Raw genomic sequence first — 21328 nt, 5'->3', positions numbered from 1 at the left:
CACTTCTAGTAGATTATTTCTGCTCCTGATCAGAACAAACTTGAAATACAGCGGAAAAATTGCTTTCATTTGTATAGGCAATTATGGAATGACAGCAATGGCTCAGTCACCGCGATACCTTCAAATAAAAAAATACCTCAACGACAAGATTCAATCACGCAGTTGGCCACCTGGTTACAAGATCCCAACAGAAATTGAGCTCTCGGAGCAGTTCTCCGTCAGCCGTATGACCGCAAACAAAGCGATTCGCGACTTGGTCAAAGACGGTTTTCTGGAGCGAACCCCTCGGCTCGGCACGTTTGTCTGCCAGAAAAAAGCCCAATCACCACTGATGGAAATTCGCAATATAGCTGCAGAGGTCAAGAATCGTGGCCACGATTATGCCAACAAAGTGATTAACCAAACGACAGTAGAAGCCAATGATGACATTGCTCTGTGGCTCGGTGTTCGCCACGGAACCAGTGTCTACTTCACTCAGATAGTCCACTATGAGAATGACACCCCTATACAACTGGAAGAGCGCTGGGTAAACCCCGACTTTGCCCCCGATTACATAGAGCAAGATTTTACGCAGCAGACCCCAAACGAATACCTGGTGCAAACCTGTCCGCTGAGCGACATTGAACATACTGTCGAAGCCATTTTGCCGGCCAAGCGCGTATCGGATCTGTTGATGATGGCTTCGGGTTCACCGTGCCTGCTGCTAAACCGCCGAACCTGGAGTGATAAAAACCTGATCAGCACCGCGCTTCTTTATCATCCGGGAGATAAGTATAAACTCAGCTCAAGAAGCCAAGTTTAACATTGACAGCCTAGTCCAATATCAGATAGGTACTTAATACTTTATTATCAAGTACCTAGATAATTTCCTACGCCAGCAAGACAACGAAAACAAAGAACTCTCAGCTTACTCCTCCTCTTCATCACTGCTATACAATACCTCGTCAAAGATGAAGTACGTCTTTCCCGATCAATCACCAGTTTTTTACTCACTGTCAGCCAATAATTACAATTCCGATCACATTTTCTTTACATACCATCTTGAGTTTATCTCGATAATTGTCTATTTATTTGTATATACATAATCAACCTTGAAGATAAACGTCCATGGATCGAGTACTGACGAATCTAAAAATGGTCACTATGCAGCCAGAAGCTGGTTACCAAATCATAGAGAACGGCATGATTGGCATCCGAGATGGCAAAATCATGTTTGCCGGTCATGCTGATCATCAAGATCTGCATGGTCACCCTGATGTTATCGACTGTCATGGCGCACTCGTCACTCCGGGATTGATCGATTGTCATACTCACCTGATTTTCGCTGGCAACCGCGCCAACGAATTCGAACAGCGTCTTAACGGCGTTCCTTACGAAGAAATAGCCAAAGCCGGCGGTGGTATTCTGTCAACAGTAAGAGCAACCCGCGACGCATCGGAAGACGAACTGTATGACCTAGCAGTCCAGCGTCTCAATGGCCTGAAGCAAGACGGTGTTACCACCGTCGAAATCAAATCCGGATACGGCCTGACATTAGACGACGAACTGAAAATGTTGCGTGTTGCGCGCCGTATCGGCGAAATGACGGATATCAAAATCACCACGACGCTTCTTGCAGCCCATGCCCAGCCACCGGAATACAACGGCAGAAGTGACGATTACATCGACTTTGTCTGTCAGGAAATCATCCCGGCAGCAGCCAGGGAAAAACTCGCTGATGCCGTCGATGTCTTCTGTGAAGGAATCGGCTTTAGCACCGAACAAAGCCAGCGTGTGTTCACCGCGGCTAAAGCACACGGCCTGAGCATAAAAGGACATACCGAGCAGCTTTCCAACCTGGGTGGCAGTGCGCTGGCAGCAAGCATGGGAGCCACCTCCGTTGACCATATTGAATACCTCGACGAAGACGGTGTGACAGCACTAGCAGCCAACAGTACGGTCGCGACCCTGTTGCCCGGCGCCTTTTACTTCTTGCGCGAGACGCAATATCCACCTATCGAACGATTACGCCAGCAAAAAGTACCTATGGCTATTGCCACAGACTTTAACCCGGGCACTTCACCGATTGCCTCGCTGCGCACAATGATGAATATGGGCTGTACCCTGTTCCGACTCACCCCGGAAGAGTGTTTGCGAGGCGTGACCTGCAATGCTGCTCAGGCTTTGGGTCTGCAGGGATCTCGTGGACAAATTGCCCTTGGCATGGATGCCGATCTTGCTATCTGGCAGGTCGAAACACCAGCAGAGCTGTCATACCGCCTTGGTGTGCCGGATCTCATTGCCCGTGTGGTCGACGGTCATGTCTTTCCCCTGAATGGAGATCAGTTAAATGTCAATTGATATGAGTCCGTGGCAGGGTCGGAGAGATCCTGAAGATGGCGAGCTAGGTCTGCGCTGGCACCAGAAAGTACAGCCAGCAGATCAGGCCAATGAAGAAGGGATCATGATACTCGGTTTTGCCTGCGACGAAGGCGTTTCCCGAAACAAAGGCCGTACAGGCGCCTATGGTGCGCCGGTCGCAATTCGCAAAGCTCTGGCCAACTTGGCCTGGCATCACACCGACCCCGTCTACGACGGCGGCGATATCAATTGTAACGACGGCAACCTCGAGCTGGCCCAGTACCGTTTAGGCGAAGATGTCAGCAGAGCACTGCGCCAACGCCATAAAGTGATTGTCTTTGGTGGCGGGCATGAGGTGGCTTGGGGCACCTTCCAGGGGATTGGCAATTACCTGGTGCAAAAGCAGCATGTCGCTAATCCGGATGCTGACCAAGACCTCGAGGAGCCAAGCTTAGAGCCAGCGCCAACTGTCGGGATCATCAACTTCGACGCCCATTTTGATCTAAGGAACCCACCAGCCGGACAGCAATCTGAAATGGGTAGCTCAGGCACCCCTTTTCATCAGGCAGCACGCTTTTGTCAGTTGCAAAACTGGCCGTTTAAATATGCCTGTCTCGGCCTGAGCCGTACCGGCAACACTCAGGCACTGTATGCCAAAGCTGATCGCCTTGGCGTGCTCTATAAAGATGACACCGAGCTGACGCATCAGCATATCGAGCAAACAATCGCTGAGCTTCAACAATTTATCGATCAATGTGACTACCTCTACCTCACCATTGATCTGGATGTATTTCCCGCCGCAGTGGCCCCCGGTGTAAGCGCACCGGCAGCCCGCGGTGTTCCGTTTGATATCGTCGAGTTACTGCTTGAGCCGATCCTTGCAGCCAAAAATCAGGAAGGTGAATCCAAAATCCTGGTTGCAGATCTAGCCGAGTATAACCCTCGTTTCGATATCGATAACCAAACAGCACGGTTAGCCGCAAGGTTAGCCTGGACAATCGCCCGTGCCATTCGCTAACTGAATCGGTACTGCAAGGAGAGCCAAATGACGCAATCTACGTCTCAACAACAATCAAACCCACGTTTAGATGATACCAGAACAATTAAAGCCCCAACTGGGACACAGCTAAACGCCAAGTCATGGTTAACAGAGGCACCACTTAGGATGCTGATGAACAACCTGCACCCGGATGTTGCCGAACACCCTCACGCGCTAGTCGTATATGGTGGTATCGGCCGTGCGGCCCGTAACTGGGAATGCTATGACAAGATTGTTGAAGTATTGCAGCGTCTGGAAGATGACGAGACCTTACTGGTTCAGTCCGGTAAGCCTGTTGGGGTTTTTAAAACCCATAGCAATGCACCGCGTGTATTGATTGCCAACTCAAACTTGGTACCGCACTGGGCAAATTGGGAGCACTTTAACGAGCTCGATAAAGAAGGCCTGATGATGTACGGCCAAATGACCGCGGGTAGCTGGATCTATATCGGCTCTCAGGGCATTGTTCAGGGCACGTACGAAACATTCGTTGCCATGGCACGACAGCACTTCAACGGTGATGCCAAAGGCCGTTGGATCTTAACCGGTGGTCTTGGCGGTATGGGTGGCGCTCAGCCGCTGGCAGCGACAATGGCCGGATTCTCTATGCTGGCTGTCGAATGCGATGAATCACGTATCGACTATCGTCTCCGCACTGGCTATGTCGATTGCAAGGCAACCACCCTGGATGAAGCACTAGCAATTATCGAAGAGTCGAAACAAACTGGCAAACCTGTTTCCGTTGGCCTGCTGGCAAACGCGGCAGATGTCTATCCAGAGCTGGTTGAACGCGGCATTGTGCCTGATGCCACCACAGACCAGACCTCTGCGCATGATCCCCTGAATGGCTATCTGCCGAAAGGCTGGAGCATGGAATATGCCGCTGAAATGCGAACCAAAGACGAAGCCGCAGTCGTCAAAGCCGCCAAGCAATCAATGGCAGTCCAGGTACAGGCGATGCTGGATCTACAGAAGGCCGGATCTGCAACAGTTGACTACGGTAATAACATTCGCCAGATGGCATTTGAGGAAGGGGTTGAGAATGCCTTTGACTTCCCGGGATTTGTACCTGCCTATATCCGTCCGTTGTTCTGTGAAGGCGTCGGGCCATTCCGCTGGGCTGCCCTGTCTGGCGATCCGGAAGATATTTACAAAACCGATCAGAAGGTAAAAGAGCTTATCCCGGACAACCCTCATCTGCACAACTGGCTCGACATGGCCCGTGAGCGTATTCAGTTTCAGGGACTACCGGCACGTATCTGCTGGGTCGGCCTGAAAGACCGTGCCCGCCTGGGTAAAGCGTTTAATGAAATGGTGAAAAATGGCGAGCTGAAAGCACCGATTGTGATCGGTCGCGACCACTTGGATTCTGGCTCTGTTGCCAGCCCTAACCGCGAAACCGAAGGTATGATGGATGGTTCCGACGCCGTATCAGACTGGCCGCTACTGAATGCCCTGCTGAATACCGCTTCTGGCGCTACTTGGGTGTCGCTGCACCACGGCGGCGGGGTCGGTATGGGCTTCTCGCAGCACTCCGGCATGGTTATCGTATGTGACGGTAGTGACGATGCAGCCGAACGTGTTGGTCGTGTTCTGCGCAATGACCCGGCCACAGGGGTAATGCGTCATGCCGATGCGGGTTATGACATCGCCATTAACTGTGCAAAAGAGCAAGGTCTTGACTTGCCAATGATCACCACCCCGTCAGCGACACAATAATCAACGGTAGCAAGAAGGAAGTTGTATGTACCAATTAGAAATTAATCCGGGAAAGCTATCACTTAAGCAACTCCGTGAAATCAGCCGCCAACCTGTTGAGCTATCTCTGCACGAGTCAGCGCTAAAAGGCATGTTGGAAAGTACCCAGGCCGTTGAACAAATTATTGCTGAAGATCGTGTTGTCTATGGTATCAACACAGGCTTTGGCCTACTGGCCAACACCCGTATTGCTGTTGAAGATCTTGAAACGCTGCAGCGCAGTATCGTTCTCTCACATGCTGCCGGCATCGGTGAGTTCATGGACGACGCAACGGTTCGCCTGATGATGACTCTGAAAATCAACAGCCTTTCTCGCGGCTATTCCGGTATTCGTCCACTGGTGGTCAATGCGCTGATGAAACTGGTGAACTCTGAAGTCTATCCATGCATACCTAAGAAAGGCTCCGTTGGTGCTTCAGGTGATTTAGCCCCCCTTGCCCATATGAGTACGGTGCTGCTTGGGGAAGGACAGGCACGCCATAAAGGTGAGGTGATTACAGGTGCCCAGGCGCTAAAAGTAGCGGGGTTAGAACCAATCACACTTGCGCCGAAAGAAGGCTTGGCCTTGCTTAACGGTACCCAGGCTTCTACGGCCTTTGCGCTTGAAGGCCTATTTGCTGCAGAAGATCTCTATGCTTCCGGTACTGTCTGTGGAGCCATGTCAGTAGATGCGGCATTGGGTAGCCGCCGCCCATTTGATCCACGAATACACCGTGTTCGTGGTCATCGCGGACAGATTGATGCCGCAACGGCTTATCGACATATGCTGAGCAAAGACAGCGAGATTGGCCTGTCGCATCAGCAGTGCGAAAAAGTACAAGACCCATATTCTCTTCGCTGCCAGCCTCAGGTGATGGGGGCCTGCCTACAGCAGATCCGCAACTCTGCCGACATTCTGGAAGTTGAAGCCAATGCGGTCTCAGATAACCCGCTGGTATTTGCCGACGATGGCGACATTATCTCCGGAGGTAACTTCCATGCTGAGCCTGTCGCCATGGCAGCTGACAATCTGGCGTTGGCAATTGCTGAAATTGGTAGCCTGTCCGAGCGCAGGATGGCTCTGCTTATCGACAGCGCCCTGAGTAAACTGCCACCTTTCTTAGTCGACAACGGCGGCGTGAACTCAGGCTTTATGATTGCGCAGGTAACCTCAGCGGCACTGGCTAGCGAAAACAAAACGCTAGCCCACCCAGCCTCTGTAGATAGCCTGCCTACATCGGCTAACCAGGAAGACCACGTCTCGATGGCGACCTTTGCCGGACGCCGCCTGACCGATATGGCTGAGAATACTCGTGGTATCCTGGCTGTGGAGCTTCTTGCTGCTGCGCAAGGACTGGATTTCAGAACACCGAACAAGAGCTCTGAGCGCATCGAGCAGGCTAAGGCTCAACTTCGTGAGCGTGTTAGCTTCTATGACAAAGACAGGTACTTCGCACCGGACATTGAAAAAGCGAACCAACTGCTTAAAGAGGCAACCTACAACCTACTGATGCCAGAGCAGTTACTGCCAAGCTTGTAATCCCCTCCTAATCAAATGCCGGAAAATACTTTTTCCGGCTTTTTCATTATTTTGTCATCGTTTTTAATCAACTTTTTGAGGCCGAGTTGACTATTATTTAATAGTCGTCACCTATTCGGACAGGCTAAAACCTTGATAAGCGCACAGTAATTTGCTCAATAAATAGACTAAGATGTTGATGAGACACTTATAAAGTCTCGTATTATCTTGATCAGCCGTGGAGGGTGCTATGTGGCAAGCGATTTCTCACCAGCTTTCAGAAGTTTTAGATAAACCATTCAAAATCATTGAAAAGGAACCTCTTGAAGGCGGTGATATCAATGAGTGCTACTGTATTGGTGATGGCAATGATCGGTACTTCCTGAAGCTCAATGATCGTGAGCAACTGATGATTTTCGAGACGGAAGCCGAAAGCCTGCATGTCCTTAACGAAGCTGATTGCATACAGGTTCCTGAATTTATTCACCTCGGTACCTGCCGCGACAAATCATTTTTGGTCTTAAACTACCTGCCAACCAAAGTGCTTGATAACGATGCCGCCTATACTCTGGGGCAAGAGCTTGCCAGGCTGCATTCCTGGGGTGAGCAGGCTGAATACGGTTTTGACTGGGACAATTATATCGGGCTAACCCCACAACCGAACAAGTGGCGTCGGCGTTGGTGTCGTTTCTTTGCTGAGCAACGCATTGCCTGGCAGTTGCAAATTTGTCAGGAAAAAGGCATCGATTTGGGCAATATTGATACCATCACCAGTCGAGTCATCGACCTTTTGATGCACCACCAGCCCAAACCATCACTACTCCACGGTGATCTCTGGCATGGCAATACCGCCGTTACTGTCACCGGGCCGATTATTTTTGATCCGGCCAGTTACTGGGGGGATCGCGAGTGTGATATTGCGATGACCGAACTTTTTGGCGGCTTTCCGCCAACCTTCTATGAGGGTTACCAGTCTGTCTGGCCTTTGGATGAAGGATATCAAGAGCGTAAAGAGCTTTATAACCTTTACCATGTCCTCAACCACTGTAACCTGTTTGGCGGCAGCTATATTGCCCAAGCCGAACACTCGATAGAAAAACTCGGCCTGCTCAAATAGTCAGGCGCCTTCGGGATTATTCTCTATCTGAGATATATGATATCTTCAGTAAAAATTACAAGCTGAGCACTTGGCTGGATATCCTGCCGAGCTCTCGGCTTGTTTTCGTTATCATTCTTACTGAGAGATATTGATGTTACAAGCAGCTGTTTTTGATATGGATGGCCTGTTGGTCGATTCGGAACCCTTCTGGCAACGTGCACAGGTTGAGATTTTCTCTTCGCTAGGCGTGCAAATTGAGCAAAAAGATACCCTGCAAACCATGGGACTACGTATCGATCAGGTCGTCGAGTTTTGGTATGCCAAACAACCTTGGCAAGATCTCGACTGTGCCACAGTAACAGAAATGATTGTGGTACGGGTTGAAGAGCTAATCAAAGAACATAAGCCGATGCTACCGGGCGTACTTGAAGCCCTGGCAACCTGCGAACAGCTAGGATTGAAAATTGCCCTTGCCTCTTCCTCGCCGATGCGCCTGATCCAGTCGACCCTGGAAGCCCTTTCTCTGGAAAGCAAGTTCTCTGCGGTACTGTCTGCGGAACACCTTCGCTATGGAAAACCGCACCCGGAAGTCTACATCAATGCCGCCGATGAACTGGGTGTCGCTCCACAGGCCTGCGTCGCATTTGAAGACTCGGTAAACGGCCTGCTTGCCGCCAAAGCCGCGCAAATGAAAGGCATTGCCGTACCGGAAAAAGCCTATGCCGATGATGCGCGCTGGGCGATTGCTGATAGAAAACTTTCCTCGCTTCACGAAGTAAATCAGCAACTAATTGCCAGCCTGTAACACGCCAGATGCTACTATGCTGAGGTAAAGGCAAATCGCCTTGTCTTTACCTCATATTTTGCATACCTTTAGTCTTCATAAATGTTCCAAAATCAACACGTTACCAAACAAAGCAAATCTTATAAAACGACAAACATCCAGCCAAAAATATCAATCCCTGACAAAACTTTCATTATTTCTCCGAAACTTCTTATCCAATCAAACTTTGCAGTTAATTCTCGGCAAAAACGAATGCATGACGCTAAAGTTTAGTTAGATACAATTATTCCTATAAATCAGTAATGAAGCCGATTTTATGTGCTCAGCACCTCTACGGAGTACACTATGAAAAACTATACTGAACAAGGGGTTATATGCCCTCATTGCGGACATAATATTAGAATAACCCTCGATGCCAGCGCAGGTAGCCAAGAGTTTTACGATGATTGTCCGGCATGTTGCCACGCCATTCATTTAACGATGGAAGTTGATGAGCTGCATAAAACCATAAATCTATTCGTTGATGCCGACGATGAACAGATTTTCTAACTAATCTCCCTGGTAGGTGGCTGAATACCCATTAAAACAAACAATCCCTGCAATGGCAGGGATTGCTATTAAACAAAGCGCTACTATGCAGTTTCTTTTGCCGCCAGCACTCGTTCAACGGTATCAACAATGGCCTGTGTCTGGGGATCGATTTCAATATTCACAATATCGCCAGCCTGACGGCAACCAAACAGGGTTCGGCTAAGCGTTTCAGGGATCAAATGGACGCAGAAACGATTATCTTTAACCTCCCCTATCGTCAATGAACAACCATCAATGCCAATGTAGCCCTTGCGTAATACATACTTAGCGTAAGCTTCAGGCAGTTGGAACCAGATAGTACAATTATTCGGACTGGTGATAACCTCGCTGATTTCTGTCGAAAAGTTAATATGTCCCGACATCGAATGGCCACCAATTTCATCGCCGAACTTGGCTGCTCGCTCAACATTCACCGCATCACCGACTTTCAGCAAACCAAGGTTGGTCACCTTTAATGTCTCCTGCATCAAATCAAAGGCAACCTCGTCACCAGAGCACGCCGTTACCGTCAGGCAGCAACCGTTATGAGCAACTGACGCGCCAATCTCAAGCCCAGACAACAACTGCGACGGCATCCGAATAACATGAGTCTGAAACTGATCTTTTTTGGTAATTTCGATAACTTCCGCAGTACCCTGAACAATCCCGGTAAACATGGTCTCTCCTGTTTATATTTTGCAAGGGAATAATCGTCCCTCTTTATGAGAGGGCTGCTAATCACCCAGTCAATCCTAATAACCTAAACAAAAATCTTATAAAACACGGCTATAACATTTGTAACCATCGACAGGAGAATATATCCTTCGAGGCACTCAATATCAGCCAATAAATTCCTGAATAGCTCAAGGGTATAATATGTTAAGACAATTATCTAAAAACCTTGGTCTGCGTATTCAGTTAATCCTGACTCTGCTGGTGTTGTTAACGGCCATTCCAATTGGACTGTTATGGTATCACAGCTCTGAACAGGTCCGGTTGCAAACCATCGAAAGGCTATACCATCACTCCAGCGAAACCATTTATCACCAGCTGGATAGTTTCTTTTCTGAAGCCAGAGATGTCTATCAACACCAAAAAAAAATAGCAGCAGATTTACCCACTATTGTTCAGGACCGCGACAAACTTATTGTCTATCTGTCCAATGTATTGAACCATCACTTTACGATCGACTACTTCTACTTCGCCAACAACGAGGGCGGGTTGCTTTCGCTCGGACACGACTGGGACAAACACTTCACTCGACTTGAATCAGAAAACGGGGGAGCAGGCCCTTTGACCAGCTATCAAACCCTGCACAACGGAAGAGGTGGCGTTGCTACCGCAACCACGGAGCACTTTGATGCCCGTACGAGAGAATGGTACCAACGAGCTCTTACATCAAACAAACCTATTTGGAGTGACCTCTACCCTGGCGCCATTGATCAGAACCAGCTAGGTATTACCCTGTCTAAAGCCCTGCGGGATGAAAATAATCAGATTGTTGGCGTATGGGGGCTAGACATTACACTCACCAGCGTGGTCAATGAACTGATAAAAGCCAAGCCCAGCGAAAATAGCACCGTGGCCCTCGTTAACGAGGCTGGTCAAATTCTGGCTAGCAGCAACCCTTTACACAGTCCGCAACAAGGCCAACTAATCAACGTGAGCTCTTCGCAATCACATGCACTTGGTAAGCTTTGGCCGTTGATAAAGCAACATGACAACCAAAACCATAATACAGCTAACAATAATGCCAGAAGCCTTGAGACCACGCAGCCATTTACCTTCCAGGGCCACCCCTGGGTTAGCTACTATACAGAATACCCGTTGGGACCCAAACGCAACATGCGAATTGTGCTGTATTCTCCGTTATCAGATCTAACGCCGGGATTTCTCCAAGCAAAACACTATGCCATCATTATTACTATGTTAATGATTGCCCTGGCAACCTATTACGGCTCATTAGGCACCCGCTATATACTGACGCCTATCCGCCAGCTAACAAAAATTGCCGAAGAAATAAGCCAAGGAAAGTGGGATAAGAAGATCACCGTTGATCGCGATGATGAAGTAGGACAACTCGAAAAATCGTTCAACAAAATGACCACGCATATCGAGTCAACAATCCGCCAGCTTGATCAGCAACAGCAAGAAACCAAACGGCTGAATACGCTTCTCGAGGAGCAGAACTTACAGCTGGAGGAGCGAGTAAGAGCCAGAACAGAAGAACTGAGTATCGCCAATCGCCAACTACGCGAGCTTGCTTATATCGACCCGCTAACCGGGATTGCGAACCGTCGCCATTTCTGGGAACAATTCGAGCTATCCACCAAAGATACCGACGGTTGGCTTCTCATTCTAGATATCGACAACTTCAAGCAGCTAAACGATCACTTTGGCCATGTAACAGGCGATCTCGCCCTTCAGCACTTTGCCAAAAGTTGCCAAAGCTGCCTGGCAGATGGCGACTACATTGGCCGAATTGGCGGCGAAGAGTTTGCCATCTGGTCCGAAGGCAGAAACGCCGAACAAGTTAGACAATTAACAGACCAAATTTTCGAGAGTCTTGAAAAATCCCCCCTGACAGTTCAGGACACATCAATAGTGATTACTACCAGTATCGGTGCTACCCGCTGCGGTCCTGGAAAATTGAGCTGTTATGCCATTGCTGATAGGATGCTCTATAAAGCCAAGCGAACTGGCAAGAACAAAGCCGTTATCGATACCCAGTTTCACTCGGAAAATCTAGTGCAATAACTCCAACAATAATTGTATCGTCCTCATGAGGCGCTATAATCCACGCTTGTTTATTTGTATTACTTATCTCTGCTTCAGGAGCATTCTGTGCATAATTACCGGCGTGAAACGCGCCACTTACTCAAGCTAGCAATACCTGTACTTATTGCGTCTGTCGCCCAAACATCCATGGGATTTGTCGATACTGTCATGGCCGGTGGCGTCAGTGCAACCGATATGGCCGCGGTTTCCGTGGCGGCGAGTATCTGGTTGCCTTCGATTCTATTTGGCGTTGGCTTGCTGATTGCACTTGTTCCGGTCGTTGCCCAGCTAAATGGCTCCGGGAAAAAAGAAAAAATCCCGTTTGAAGTACAGCATGGTTTTACGCTTTCGCTGATCATCTCAATACCGATCATGCTTGTTCTTTACAATGCAGGTATGCTCATTGATATGATGGATGTCGAGCCCGTGCTTGGCGAAAAAACCATTGGCTACATGCACGCAGTTCTGTTCGCCGTACCGGCTTTTCTGTTCTTCCAAACCCTGAAGAGTTTCTCTGAAGGACTGTCGATGACAGTACCGGGCATGGTTATCGGATTCATTGGCCTGGCAGCCAATATTCCGCTCAACTGGATCTTTGTCTACGGTAAATTTGACGCCCCTGAGCTTGGCGGGGTTGGCTGTGGTGTAGCTACGGCTATCGTCTACTGGCTGATGTTTTTCTCGATGTTGGCATACGTACTGATCAACAAACGCCTTAAGAAAGCAGGCCTCTTCAACGCCTGGTATACGCCGCAGCCAAAAGCTATTTTGCGCTTGTTCAAACTAGGCTTTCCTGTCGCCGCATCACTATTTTTCGAAGTATCGCTGTTTGCTGCTATTGCCTTGTTAATTTCGCCGCTCGGCTCAATCGTTGTCGCCTCGCACCAGGTTGCCATTAACTTTTCCTCGCTGGTGTTCATGCTGCCAATGAGCCTGGGCGCCGCACTTAGCATCCGGGTCGGCCACCTGCTAGGCGAAAAGAACCTTACCGAAGCAAAAATTGCCAGTCACTGCGGACTGCTGATAGGCTTGCTGATGTCGATGACAACCGCTGCAATGACGGTTATATTCCGTGAAGATATTGCCCTGCTTTATACCGACAACCCTGATGTTGTGATCCTTGCCGGCCAATTGCTCTTCCTCGCGGCTGTCTACCAGTGCACCGATGCCATTCAGGTGGTCGCTGCTGGCGCCTTGCGTGGATACAAAGACATGCAAGCCATTTTTGTCCGTACCTTCATTGCATATTGGATCCTCGGCCTGCCAATCGGCTATACCTTGGGAATGACAGACTGGATAGTCGAACCAATGGGGCCTCATGGTTTCTGGTACGGGAATATTATCGGCCTGACATCAGCGGCGATCATGCTGGGTGCCCGTATGCACTGGGTTCACAAACAAGACGATGATGCCCAGATAGCAATGTCACTTCGATAGAGTTGGTTCCATTTTCAACATAAGGCGGCCATGTGCCGCCTTTTCTTTTTTGCATGGCATTCACCATAATAGAAGAAAACGAGTACTCTATGCGATGCTAAACAAACCCTTCTTTTTCACCATCGTCGTTTCAGCTTTACTCACTCTTGCAGGGTGCGAATTTACTACGGCTGAAGATAGCCTTGAAAACTACAACGAACGGCTGGCCAACGTACTGGAAGTCTCCCCCTCGAACAAGCCTGACACTGACATTCCGCAGCTAGCCGATATTCGCGATCTGCTCTTGCCCATTGAAGACATTCGCATTGGATTGCTCGACGCCTACGAGCTCAGAAAGTGCGGTCTGTTTCACCTAATCGCCGAAAGAAATTCAATCCTGGGCAAAGTACAGGATAAAACGCATCGCTTCCGCTACGAACTACTATTCATGGATGGCTTGGAGCACTGCCTCGCTACCCTGCCCCAGGATGCTGACATCCTTCCCGAGATCAAAGAGCTCCACCAACTCAAACAGCAACAGCTTCCCGTCTATCTCTGGAATATGCTGACAACCGGCGAGGAGTGGCGAAAACAACTGCGAATTTATCACACTCCCTTTGGCCTGACTGAGTATCCGGGATTTGCCGCTAACCATGATGCTATGCGTTATTTACTGTTCATTCATAACACGCTTCAAGACGGCGGAACTGTTCCGCCCAAACAAGTTGAACGCCTGTTGGACTACCAGCAACAGATCTACACCCATCGATATTTCGGCCAGCTTGTATATTCACTCGCCCGCTCTCGGGACTGGCTAAATGCATCTACCCACCTGTTGGAATCCAACGAAGCAAACATCATCTGTGGTGCAAACCGTAACCAGCAAAAAGCCGTCTATCTCACGAATGTGTTTCACCGTTTTTTTGCCGGTAATATCCAGCCCTACCTTGCGGAGCTAGACTCACAATACAGTCAAATCCAGGCACCGCTGAAAGTTTTGTTGCGGCCCCCCTCTGAAGTCTCACCCCAGTTTACTCCCTATTATCAAAGCTATATTGCCGGTGAGCTGCATGCCAGCTTCAGGGAGGCAATCCTTAATCACGTGAAATTTTGGCAACGAACATTCAAGCGATGCCAACTTAAGCTCGTTACAAAAAATGAGTAATTACACAGTATTGGAACAAAATCATACTATTAATTCAGTGCTGTTCGCTCTAAGATGAAAGCTCGGCAATACCTATTCGCTAAGTTCATCCAGCTGTGTGAACTCAGCAAATCCGTATTGCAAGGAGCAAACAATGAAGAAACACAAGAATGAAGCCAAACTGCTTAAGAAAGCATTAGAGCTAGGTATGGCGTTTGCGAAAAAGCAAGGATATGGCGACCTCGACAAAACGGTCTCGCCGAAAGACAAAGTCGAATGCATTTACCGCCTGCTGGTCGAGGCGAAACAAATTACCCCGCTAGCAACCAATCAGGAAGATGGTCCTAACATGAAGCACAAGTTAGTGCTGTGGATTTCACGATTATTACCCCCTGATCACGAGTTACTCAAATAAGCATTGCGACTCATAATAGCGTCAGGTAACGTATTCTAATTACACATATTCCAAGGTAGGAAACAATGCGTCGGGTAGTATTCAATCAAAAAGGTGGAGTCGGAAAATCAAGCATCGCGGCAAACTTGGCAGCACTAAGTGCAGCCAATGGTTATAAAACGTTATTGATTGATCTCGATGTACAAGGCAACAGCAGCCATTACCTCGGCTATGATATCAACAGCGATAGCAATACGACGGTTGCTGATTTACTCAATCAAACTGTCGGATGGTTTTCAGTATCGACGCCGGTCAAAGACTTTCCGCAACCCACGCCTTTCTCTAACCTTGATATTATTCCCTCGAGCCCTAAGCTCGAAAAAATAGAATCTGAACTTGAGCGACGCTATAAAATCTACAAGCTTCGAGATGCTCTGGACGAGCTTGAGAAAAGCTATGATCGGATCTATATCGATACCCCGCCGAACCTGAACTTCTTCAGCAAGGCCGCCCTGATCGCAGCCAAACGGCTGTTAATTCCTTTCGATTGCGACAGCTTCTCTCAACAAGCGCTGATCACCTTGCTCAATAATGTGGCTGAACTTCGTGAAGATCATAATCCTAAGCTGGAAGTCGAGGGAGTGATCGTCAATATGTTCAATGCCCAAGCTAACTTCCCGGCCCAGATCATCGCCGATCTGAGTGATCTCGGGTTGCCGATTTTAGAGCCTTATCTTCCGCTTTCGATCAAAATGAAAGAGTCTCACTACCACCAGCAACCTCTGATCCATTTGCTGCCTAACCATAAGCTGACCATAACATTCGAAAAGCTCTTCCATACCCTTGAAGAAACTGCAGATAAAACAGCAGAAATCGAGCAATAACAAGCCATTATAAACGCGCTAATCGAACCTTGATTAGCGCAAAACTATCCACTACTGCCGATTCGGCTCGCGCTTTGGACAAACTGTAAGCAAACAATCTCTTTTTTCTGACTTTCTGGATACTTGCACTTGCACCACCAGAATGAAGTGTTTAATATCCTCCTTGTTCTCAGGAACACAACAGTACGACCGTAGCTCAGCTGGTTAGAGCACCACCTTGACATGGTGGGGGTCGGTGGTTCAAGTCCACTCGGTCGTACCAATTCTCGATGAGAATAACAATYTGCGTCTGTAGCTCAGCTGGTTAGAGTATCGCCTTGACATGGCGGGGGTCGGTGGTTCGAGTCCACTCAGACGCACCAAATTTCAGTACACTGCATTATTCGATATAAATGCAGTCTACTAACAAATGATACGACCGTAGCTCAGCTGGTTAGAGCACCACCTTGACATGGTGGGGGTCGGTGGTTCGAGTCCACTCGGTCGTACCAATTCTCGATGAGAATAACAATTTGCGTCTGTAGCTCAGCTGGTTAGAGTATCGCCTTGACATGGCGGGGGTCGGTGGTTCGAGTCCACTCAGACGCACCATACATAAGAAAGCCTGTTCTTCGGAACAGGCTTTTTTCGTTTCGGTACCCTACCCTTACCAAACACCTTTTCAGCATCCGACTGGAGATGAATCATCCTATCGGGTCGTACCGGTTTGAATGCCACTACAATCCCCACGGCTCCCTCTAACATCACTCACGCATCGAGATACGTATGCCTTCTGAGTTGATGAAGATTCAATCCGCAATCACAGACAACCTCTTCATATGAGGTAATTAGCAGCAATTTAACTTCAAGGTGAACGGATACATACTCAAAAATTACAGGTTGCTCGCAAACCAGTTCGTTGAACAGAAACGTCACGGGCAGTTAACCGAAATGTATTCGGTTACATAGCATTCATTTCCTAAATACCAAAATTAAAACTTTGAAGTGCGCTGGAGTTTAAAAAGAAAAAAACACCCTAAATGAGGCAAATTTCATAAGAAAAATCAACCTAGAAAGCGATATGCTTCTAAAAAAGAATGATTCTCAGGAAGATCATCCAATAACTTTAACTTATACATTGATAATAAGAGAGTTAATCCAAATGGTGGAAGACTCTATCAGTCATCGTTATTAGATGTGAAACCACCAGCGGATATTCAATGATGATAATATGAGCGTCATATTGCTGCCGATTGGCTCAACCTAAATTTCTATGGACTGTATCCATTCGATATCGTCCAACCTGCCACACAAGGATTGTGATATATGATGTCAGTTCGCCGATTCCTTTCCCAAAAACCTTGGATCATCTCTCTTGCTATCTTGCTTGCAATTGGGCTGTGGCTGCTTAGTGGTACCTCCGAAAGCGAACCGGCACCACAAGCTGAAGCTACTCAGCCTGCTGAAAAAGAACAAGCCCCATTAGCAAAAGTTGTTGTGACTAACTTTAAATCGCAGCCTACCCAACGATCTATTTCCTTGTACGGACGTACGGCTCCAGACAGACAGGCCACCTTGGGGGCCGAGGTATCAGGTACCGTAGAGAAACTACTAGTCCGTAAAGGTCAGCGAGTATCCGAAGGCCAGCCACTGATCCAGCTCAATAAAGCGGACCGTGAGCTACAGCTCAAACGAGCCGAGGCGTTGTTAATGGTTCGTGAGAAGGAACACAACGCGGCAAGATCGCTTCGCGATCGTGGGCTACAGGGCGAAGTAGCATTTAGCCAGGCAGAAGCTTCACTGATTGATGCCAAGGCCACGGTAAGAAACCTGGAACTGGCACTGGAAAACACCCTGATTGAAGCGCCGTTCGACGGTATTGTCGAAACGCTCCATATCGAAAAAGGTGACTACCTTGGCGTTGGCGATCCTGTCGCAACCGTGGTTGATCTCAATCCTCTAGTAATAAGTGCAGATGTCAGCGAGCGCCATATCCAGCAAATCCATACCGGGCAGAAAGCGCGCATTTCACTACTCGATGGTTACAGTACCGAGGGAGTACTCAGATATCAGGCAAGCGTTGCCTCTGCACAAACCAACACCTTCGCCATTGAAATCGAAATCCCGAACCCGGATATGAAGCTAACGGCCGGTGTCAGTGCGGATGTCGAACTTCAACTTGATAAGCAACTGGCGATCAAAGTAACACCTTCTATGTTGGCGCTTGACGAGTCTGGCAATCTGGGCATTAAGACCCTTGCCGATGATAACCGCGTCAACTTTGTTCCTATTGCAATTGTGAAAGTCGAACCCGATGGCGTGTGGCTCAGCGGCGTTGGCGATCAGGTTGATGTTATTACCGTCGGTCAGGGCTTTGTACGAGAAGGTGATAACGTCATTGCTGTGCATCAGGCGGAGAATGAATAATGTTCGCAATTATCGATGCGGTGTTAAGCCGTACACGCACCATGATCACCTTGCTGATACTGATCTTGATTGCTGGTGCCATTATGTATCAGGTGGTTCCCAAGGAAGCGAACCCTGACGTTACCATTCCCGTCATCTATACCTCTGTTTCGCACGAAGGGATCAGCCCAGAGGACTCAGAACGGCTGCTTGTTCGTCCACTAGAAAAAGAGCTTCGCTCGATTGAAGGTATCAAGGAGATGAAAGCAACGGCTGCTGAAGGCTATGCCTCTGTGGTACTTGAGTTCAATGTCGGGACCGATCTTGACGAGGCATTGGTCGATGTTCGTGAAGCTGTTGATACCGCCAAAACTAAGCTGCCTGCCGATAGCGATGATCCGATCGTAAAAGAAGTGACTATAGCAAGCTTTGATCCGGTCCTATCCATGGTGCTTTACGGTACTGTTCCTGAAAGAACGATCATCCAAATTGCCCAACAGTTACAAGACAAGCTGGAAAGCTACCGTCAGGTACTGGAAGTTGATATTGCCGGCGACCGGGAAGATGTTGTAGAGGTTGTTGTCGAACCCCTGCTGATGGAGAGCTACGGCCTTGACCAAAATGATGTATTCAGCCTTGTGTCGCGGAATAACCGCGTAGTCGCGGCCGGGTTTATTGACAGCGGCTATGGCCGTTTTTCTGTCAAGGTTCCCTCGGTATTCGACTCACTCAAAGACATTCTTGAACTGCCCATCAAGGTGGACGGCAATAAAGTCATCACTTTCGGTGATATCGCCACAGTACGTCGTTCATTTCGTGATCCAAACAGTTTCGCCCGCCTTAACGGGCAGCCTGCTGTTGTCCTCGACGTAAAAAAACGAAGCGGTGAGAACATCATCGAAACCGTCGAAATCGTCAAGGCTGTGGTTCAGGAAGCCCAGCAAACGGCAATGTGGCCGGATAACCTGCTGGTTGAGTACACCCTCGATCAGTCTAAAGATGTCAAAATCATGCTTGCCGACCTGCAAAACAATATCATGTCGGCAATTGTCCTGGTTGTGGTTGTCATACTGGCAATCCTCGGTTCCCGAACTGCCCTGCTCGTAGGAATTTCAATACCCGGCTCATTTTTAACCGGTTTGCTCATACTCGCTATTAGCGGGCTCACCGTAAATATTATTGTTCTGTTCTCCCTGATCATGGCTGTCGGTATGTTGGTAGACGGCGCCATTGTCGTCACTGAGTATGCCGACAGGCGAATGCTGGAAGGTACCCCACGCAAGCAGGCATACCAGGAAGCGGCGAAACGCATGGCATGGCCAATTACCGCCTCAACAGCAACGACCCTGGCAGCCTTCGCCCCCATGCTGTTCTGGCCGGATATTACCGGTGAGTTCATGCGTTATCTGCCATTAACGCTGATAGCCACACTAAGTGCCTCCCTAATTATGGCGCTCCTGTTTGTGCCTGTCGTGGGCAGTGTCATCGGCAAACCTCAACAGAACAATAAAGAAGAGCTTCAACGGAAGTTGGCGCTCGAACGAGGTGAGTTCAATCAAGCCAAAGGGCTTACCCGGCTTTATCTGAACAGTCTGGCTATCGCAATTCGCCATCCCTTAAAAATACTTGCTGGTGCCCTGTTGTTCGCTGTACTCGTTGCTTTTGGCTATGCGAAGGCTGGACTCGGTGTCGTATTCTTCCCGGAAGTGGATCCTCCCCACTTTTCACTTAAAGTGCGTTCTCACGGTGACTTATCGATTTATGAAAAAGATAAGCTGATGCGCGATATAGAAGCGAGGATCATCGGTACAGCGGGGATCAGTAGTGTGTACACCCGAACAGGCGGGGAAGATCAAATCGGTTATATACAACTTAACCCGCTAGACTGGCAATACCGTGCTCCTATCAAGGATATTATCGCCGATCTTCGGACTAAAACCGATGATCTGGCCGGCGTTGAACTGGAGTTCAAATCACCGAATGCTGGTCCGCCGAGTGAGCATGATTTGATCATTGAGGTAGCAGGAAGCAACAGCACCAACATGACCGAAGCCGTACGGCAGATCCGCCATTGGGTAGAATCTCAGGCCGCCTTCACCAATATTTCCGATTCCAGTAACAAGGCTGGGATCGACTGGGAAATCAAAATAAACCGCGATGATGCTGCTCGCTTTGGTGGCGATGCCACGCTTGTCGGTAATACTGTCCAGTTTGTTACTAACGGCTTAAAAATTGGTGAGTATCTGCCAGACGATACTGATGAAGAAGTCGATATACTTGTGCGCTACCCACAGGACAAGCGTGATATCGGCCGCTTTGATGAACTGAGGATAAAAACGCTCTATGGATTGGTTCCGATCACCAACTTCTCCAGTATTGCGCCATCACCAAAACAACACACGATCAGTCGTACTGACGGAAAACGCGTACTGGAAGTTATGGCAGACGTTGCTCCCGGTTATAACCTGAGCTTAGAGCTTCCTAAGGTTCAGGCTGCTATCAATGGTATGCCATTAGCTGACAATATTAATGTTAAACTTCGAGGGCAAAACGAGGATCAGGATAAGTCTTCTCAGTTCCTGCAATCAGCCTTTGTTGTCGCATTGGCTGTAATGGGACTGATCCTTGTCACCCAGTTCAATAGCTTCTATCAGGCCTTGCTGATTTTAAGTGCCGTGCTGTTTTCAACCGTCGGTGTTTTCCTCGGCTTGCTCATCTTCCAGCGTCCATTTGGCATCATAATGTCTGGAATTGGTGTTATCTCGCTGGCTGGTATTGTGGTCAACAACAATATCGTTCTTATCGATACCTATAACCAGTTACGCCGAAAAGGCTATGAAAAAACGGTTGCCATAATGCATACCGGTGCCCAGCGTTTACGTCCTGTGATGTTAACCACCATCACGACGGTGCTGGGCCTGATGCCCATGGTCATGGAAATGAACATTGACCTGCTAAACAGAAAAGTGGAATTTGGTGCGCCCAGTACCCAATGGTGGTCACAGCTGGCAACAGCAGTAGCTGGCGGCCTGACCTTTGCGACTTTGCTTACCTTGATTTTGACACCTTGCCTGCTCATGTTAGGGCGTGATAAGCAGCAAAAGAGTCAGCAACAGCCCCCCTTCAGGCCCGACGATACGATTGAAATCATGGAAGAAGAAGACGTATCAACAAAGACAGAAGATAATTCTATGAAGAGGGAGCTAGCTTACTAGCCACTTCTCCTTTCATTATGACTC

General features: G+C 48.6%; 16 protein-coding genes and 4 tRNA genes. 19 read left to right on the top strand and 1 reads right to left on the bottom strand.

The genetic code is table 11. From position 1 onward, the window contains the following. The first annotated feature begins 97 nt into the window (after window positions 1-97). From hutC to EIZ48_RS11380, 8 genes are all read left to right on the top strand, one after another. The gene (hutC, locus tag EIZ48_RS11415; RefSeq protein ID WP_160651201.1) at window positions 98-802 is read left to right on the top strand and encodes a histidine utilization transcriptional repressor HutC; all 705 of its coding nucleotides are present in this window, start codon (window positions 98-100) and stop codon (window positions 800-802) included. 305 nt (window positions 803-1107) lie between these two features. Continuing rightward, on the top strand, window positions 1108-2340 hold the full coding sequence (gene hutI, locus EIZ48_RS11410; RefSeq protein ID WP_160651182.1) for an imidazolonepropionase: 1233 nt from the start codon (window positions 1108-1110) through the stop codon (window positions 2338-2340). Then, on the top strand, window positions 2330-3358 hold the full coding sequence (hutG, locus tag EIZ48_RS11405) for a formimidoylglutamase (protein ID WP_160651179.1): 1029 nt from the start codon (window positions 2330-2332) through the stop codon (window positions 3356-3358). The genes hutI and hutG overlap by 11 nt, the downstream gene beginning before the upstream one ends. Before the next feature lie 27 nt (window positions 3359-3385). Beyond that, entirely contained in the window at window positions 3386-5098 is a 1713-nt protein-coding gene (hutU, locus tag EIZ48_RS11400; protein WP_160651176.1) for a urocanate hydratase, read from the top strand. A 25-nt stretch (window positions 5099-5123) separates the two neighbouring features. After that, on the top strand, window positions 5124-6656 hold the full coding sequence (gene hutH / locus EIZ48_RS11395; protein WP_160651174.1) for a histidine ammonia-lyase: 1533 nt from the start codon (window positions 5124-5126) through the stop codon (window positions 6654-6656). A 229-nt stretch (window positions 6657-6885) separates the two neighbouring features. Beyond that, window positions 6886-7752 (top strand): fructosamine kinase family protein, encoded by an 867-nt coding sequence (locus EIZ48_RS11390; protein WP_160651171.1) that lies wholly within the window; start codon window positions 6886-6888, stop codon window positions 7750-7752. Window positions 7753-7885: 133 nt separating this feature from the next. Continuing rightward, window positions 7886-8539, top strand: coding sequence for a hexitol phosphatase HxpB (hxpB, locus tag EIZ48_RS11385; protein WP_160651168.1), 654 nt, complete (start codon window positions 7886-7888; stop codon window positions 8537-8539). 324 nt (window positions 8540-8863) lie between these two features. Further along, window positions 8864-9067 (top strand): CPXCG motif-containing cysteine-rich protein, encoded by a 204-nt coding sequence (locus EIZ48_RS11380; protein WP_075763419.1) that lies wholly within the window; start codon window positions 8864-8866, stop codon window positions 9065-9067. Window positions 9068-9150: 83 nt separating this feature from the next. Here EIZ48_RS11380 and EIZ48_RS11375 read toward each other — a convergent pair whose 3' ends face one another. After that, window positions 9151-9765, bottom strand: coding sequence for a riboflavin synthase subunit alpha (locus EIZ48_RS11375; RefSeq protein WP_160651165.1), 615 nt, complete (start codon window positions 9763-9765; stop codon window positions 9151-9153). A gap of 199 nt (window positions 9766-9964) precedes the next feature. On the opposite strand from EIZ48_RS11375, the gene EIZ48_RS11370 reads away from it, so the two are divergent. From EIZ48_RS11370 to EIZ48_RS11320, 11 genes are all read left to right on the top strand, one after another. Further along, entirely contained in the window at window positions 9965-11845 is a 1881-nt protein-coding gene (locus tag EIZ48_RS11370; RefSeq protein ID WP_160651162.1) for a diguanylate cyclase, read from the top strand. Window positions 11846-11932: 87 nt separating this feature from the next. After that, window positions 11933-13303: an MATE family efflux transporter gene (locus EIZ48_RS11365; RefSeq protein WP_160651159.1), complete on the top strand. Its 1371-nt coding sequence runs from the start codon at window positions 11933-11935 to the stop codon at window positions 13301-13303. 94 nt (window positions 13304-13397) lie between these two features. After that, entirely contained in the window at window positions 13398-14447 is a 1050-nt protein-coding gene (locus tag EIZ48_RS11360) for a DUF3080 domain-containing protein (protein ID WP_160651156.1), read from the top strand. A 133-nt stretch (window positions 14448-14580) separates the two neighbouring features. Further along, window positions 14581-14841, top strand: a complete 261-nt coding sequence (locus EIZ48_RS11355) for a DUF5062 family protein (RefSeq protein WP_075763414.1) — start codon at window positions 14581-14583, stop codon at window positions 14839-14841. Between the two features lie 65 nt (window positions 14842-14906). After that, window positions 14907-15704, top strand: a complete 798-nt coding sequence (locus tag EIZ48_RS11350) for a ParA family protein (RefSeq protein ID WP_160651153.1) — start codon at window positions 14907-14909, stop codon at window positions 15702-15704. 185 nt (window positions 15705-15889) lie between these two features. Then, a tRNA-Val gene (locus EIZ48_RS11345) sits at window positions 15890-15966 on the top strand. A 23-nt stretch (window positions 15967-15989) separates the two neighbouring features. Beyond that, window positions 15990-16066 (top strand) — tRNA-Val (locus EIZ48_RS11340). A gap of 52 nt (window positions 16067-16118) precedes the next feature. Beyond that, window positions 16119-16195 (top strand) — tRNA-Val (locus EIZ48_RS11335). A gap of 23 nt (window positions 16196-16218) precedes the next feature. Further along, window positions 16219-16295: transfer RNA gene (locus tag EIZ48_RS11330), tRNA-Val, on the top strand. 717 nt (window positions 16296-17012) lie between these two features. Continuing rightward, the gene (locus tag EIZ48_RS11325; protein ID WP_160651378.1) at window positions 17013-18110 is read left to right on the top strand and encodes an efflux RND transporter periplasmic adaptor subunit; all 1098 of its coding nucleotides are present in this window, start codon (window positions 17013-17015) and stop codon (window positions 18108-18110) included. Beyond that, a complete protein-coding gene (locus tag EIZ48_RS11320) occupies window positions 18110-21304 on the top strand; it encodes an efflux RND transporter permease subunit (protein ID WP_160651151.1) in 3195 nt (1064 codons plus the stop codon). The genes EIZ48_RS11325 and EIZ48_RS11320 overlap by 1 nt, the downstream gene beginning before the upstream one ends. Window positions 21305-21328: the final 24 nt, after the last annotated feature.

The sequence above is a fragment of the Photobacterium alginatilyticum genome (assembly GCF_009910675.1).
Taxonomy (GTDB): domain Bacteria; phylum Pseudomonadota; class Gammaproteobacteria; order Enterobacterales; family Vibrionaceae; genus Photobacterium; species Photobacterium alginatilyticum.
Note: the sequence above shows the minus strand (reverse complement) of the source record. Positions and strands in the feature narration are given on the sequence as shown.

Coding starts and splice junctions, on each gene's coding strand:
- EIZ48_RS11355 (WP_075763414.1), top strand. CDS start 14,581: ATGAAGAAACACAAGAATGAAGCCAAACTGCTTAAGAAAGCATTAGAG.
- hxpB (WP_160651168.1), top strand. CDS start 7,886: ATGTTACAAGCAGCTGTTTTTGATATGGATGGCCTGTTGGTCGATTCG.
- EIZ48_RS11325 (WP_160651378.1), top strand. CDS start 17,013: ATGTCAGTTCGCCGATTCCTTTCCCAAAAACCTTGGATCATCTCTCTT.
- hutG (WP_160651179.1), top strand. CDS start 2,330: ATGTCAATTGATATGAGTCCGTGGCAGGGTCGGAGAGATCCTGAAGAT.
- hutU (WP_160651176.1), top strand. CDS start 3,386: ATGACGCAATCTACGTCTCAACAACAATCAAACCCACGTTTAGATGAT.
- EIZ48_RS11350 (WP_160651153.1), top strand. CDS start 14,907: ATGCGTCGGGTAGTATTCAATCAAAAAGGTGGAGTCGGAAAATCAAGC.
- hutC (WP_160651201.1), top strand. CDS start 98: ATGGCTCAGTCACCGCGATACCTTCAAATAAAAAAATACCTCAACGAC.
- EIZ48_RS11375 (WP_160651165.1), bottom strand. CDS start 9,765: ATGTTTACCGGGATTGTTCAGGGTACTGCGGAAGTTATCGAAATTACC.
- EIZ48_RS11390 (WP_160651171.1), top strand. CDS start 6,886: ATGTGGCAAGCGATTTCTCACCAGCTTTCAGAAGTTTTAGATAAACCA.
- EIZ48_RS11370 (WP_160651162.1), top strand. CDS start 9,965: ATGTTAAGACAATTATCTAAAAACCTTGGTCTGCGTATTCAGTTAATC.
- EIZ48_RS11380 (WP_075763419.1), top strand. CDS start 8,864: ATGAAAAACTATACTGAACAAGGGGTTATATGCCCTCATTGCGGACAT.
- hutI (WP_160651182.1), top strand. CDS start 1,108: ATGGATCGAGTACTGACGAATCTAAAAATGGTCACTATGCAGCCAGAA.
- hutH (WP_160651174.1), top strand. CDS start 5,124: ATGTACCAATTAGAAATTAATCCGGGAAAGCTATCACTTAAGCAACTC.
- EIZ48_RS11320 (WP_160651151.1), top strand. CDS start 18,110: ATGTTCGCAATTATCGATGCGGTGTTAAGCCGTACACGCACCATGATC.
- EIZ48_RS11360 (WP_160651156.1), top strand. CDS start 13,398: ATGCTAAACAAACCCTTCTTTTTCACCATCGTCGTTTCAGCTTTACTC.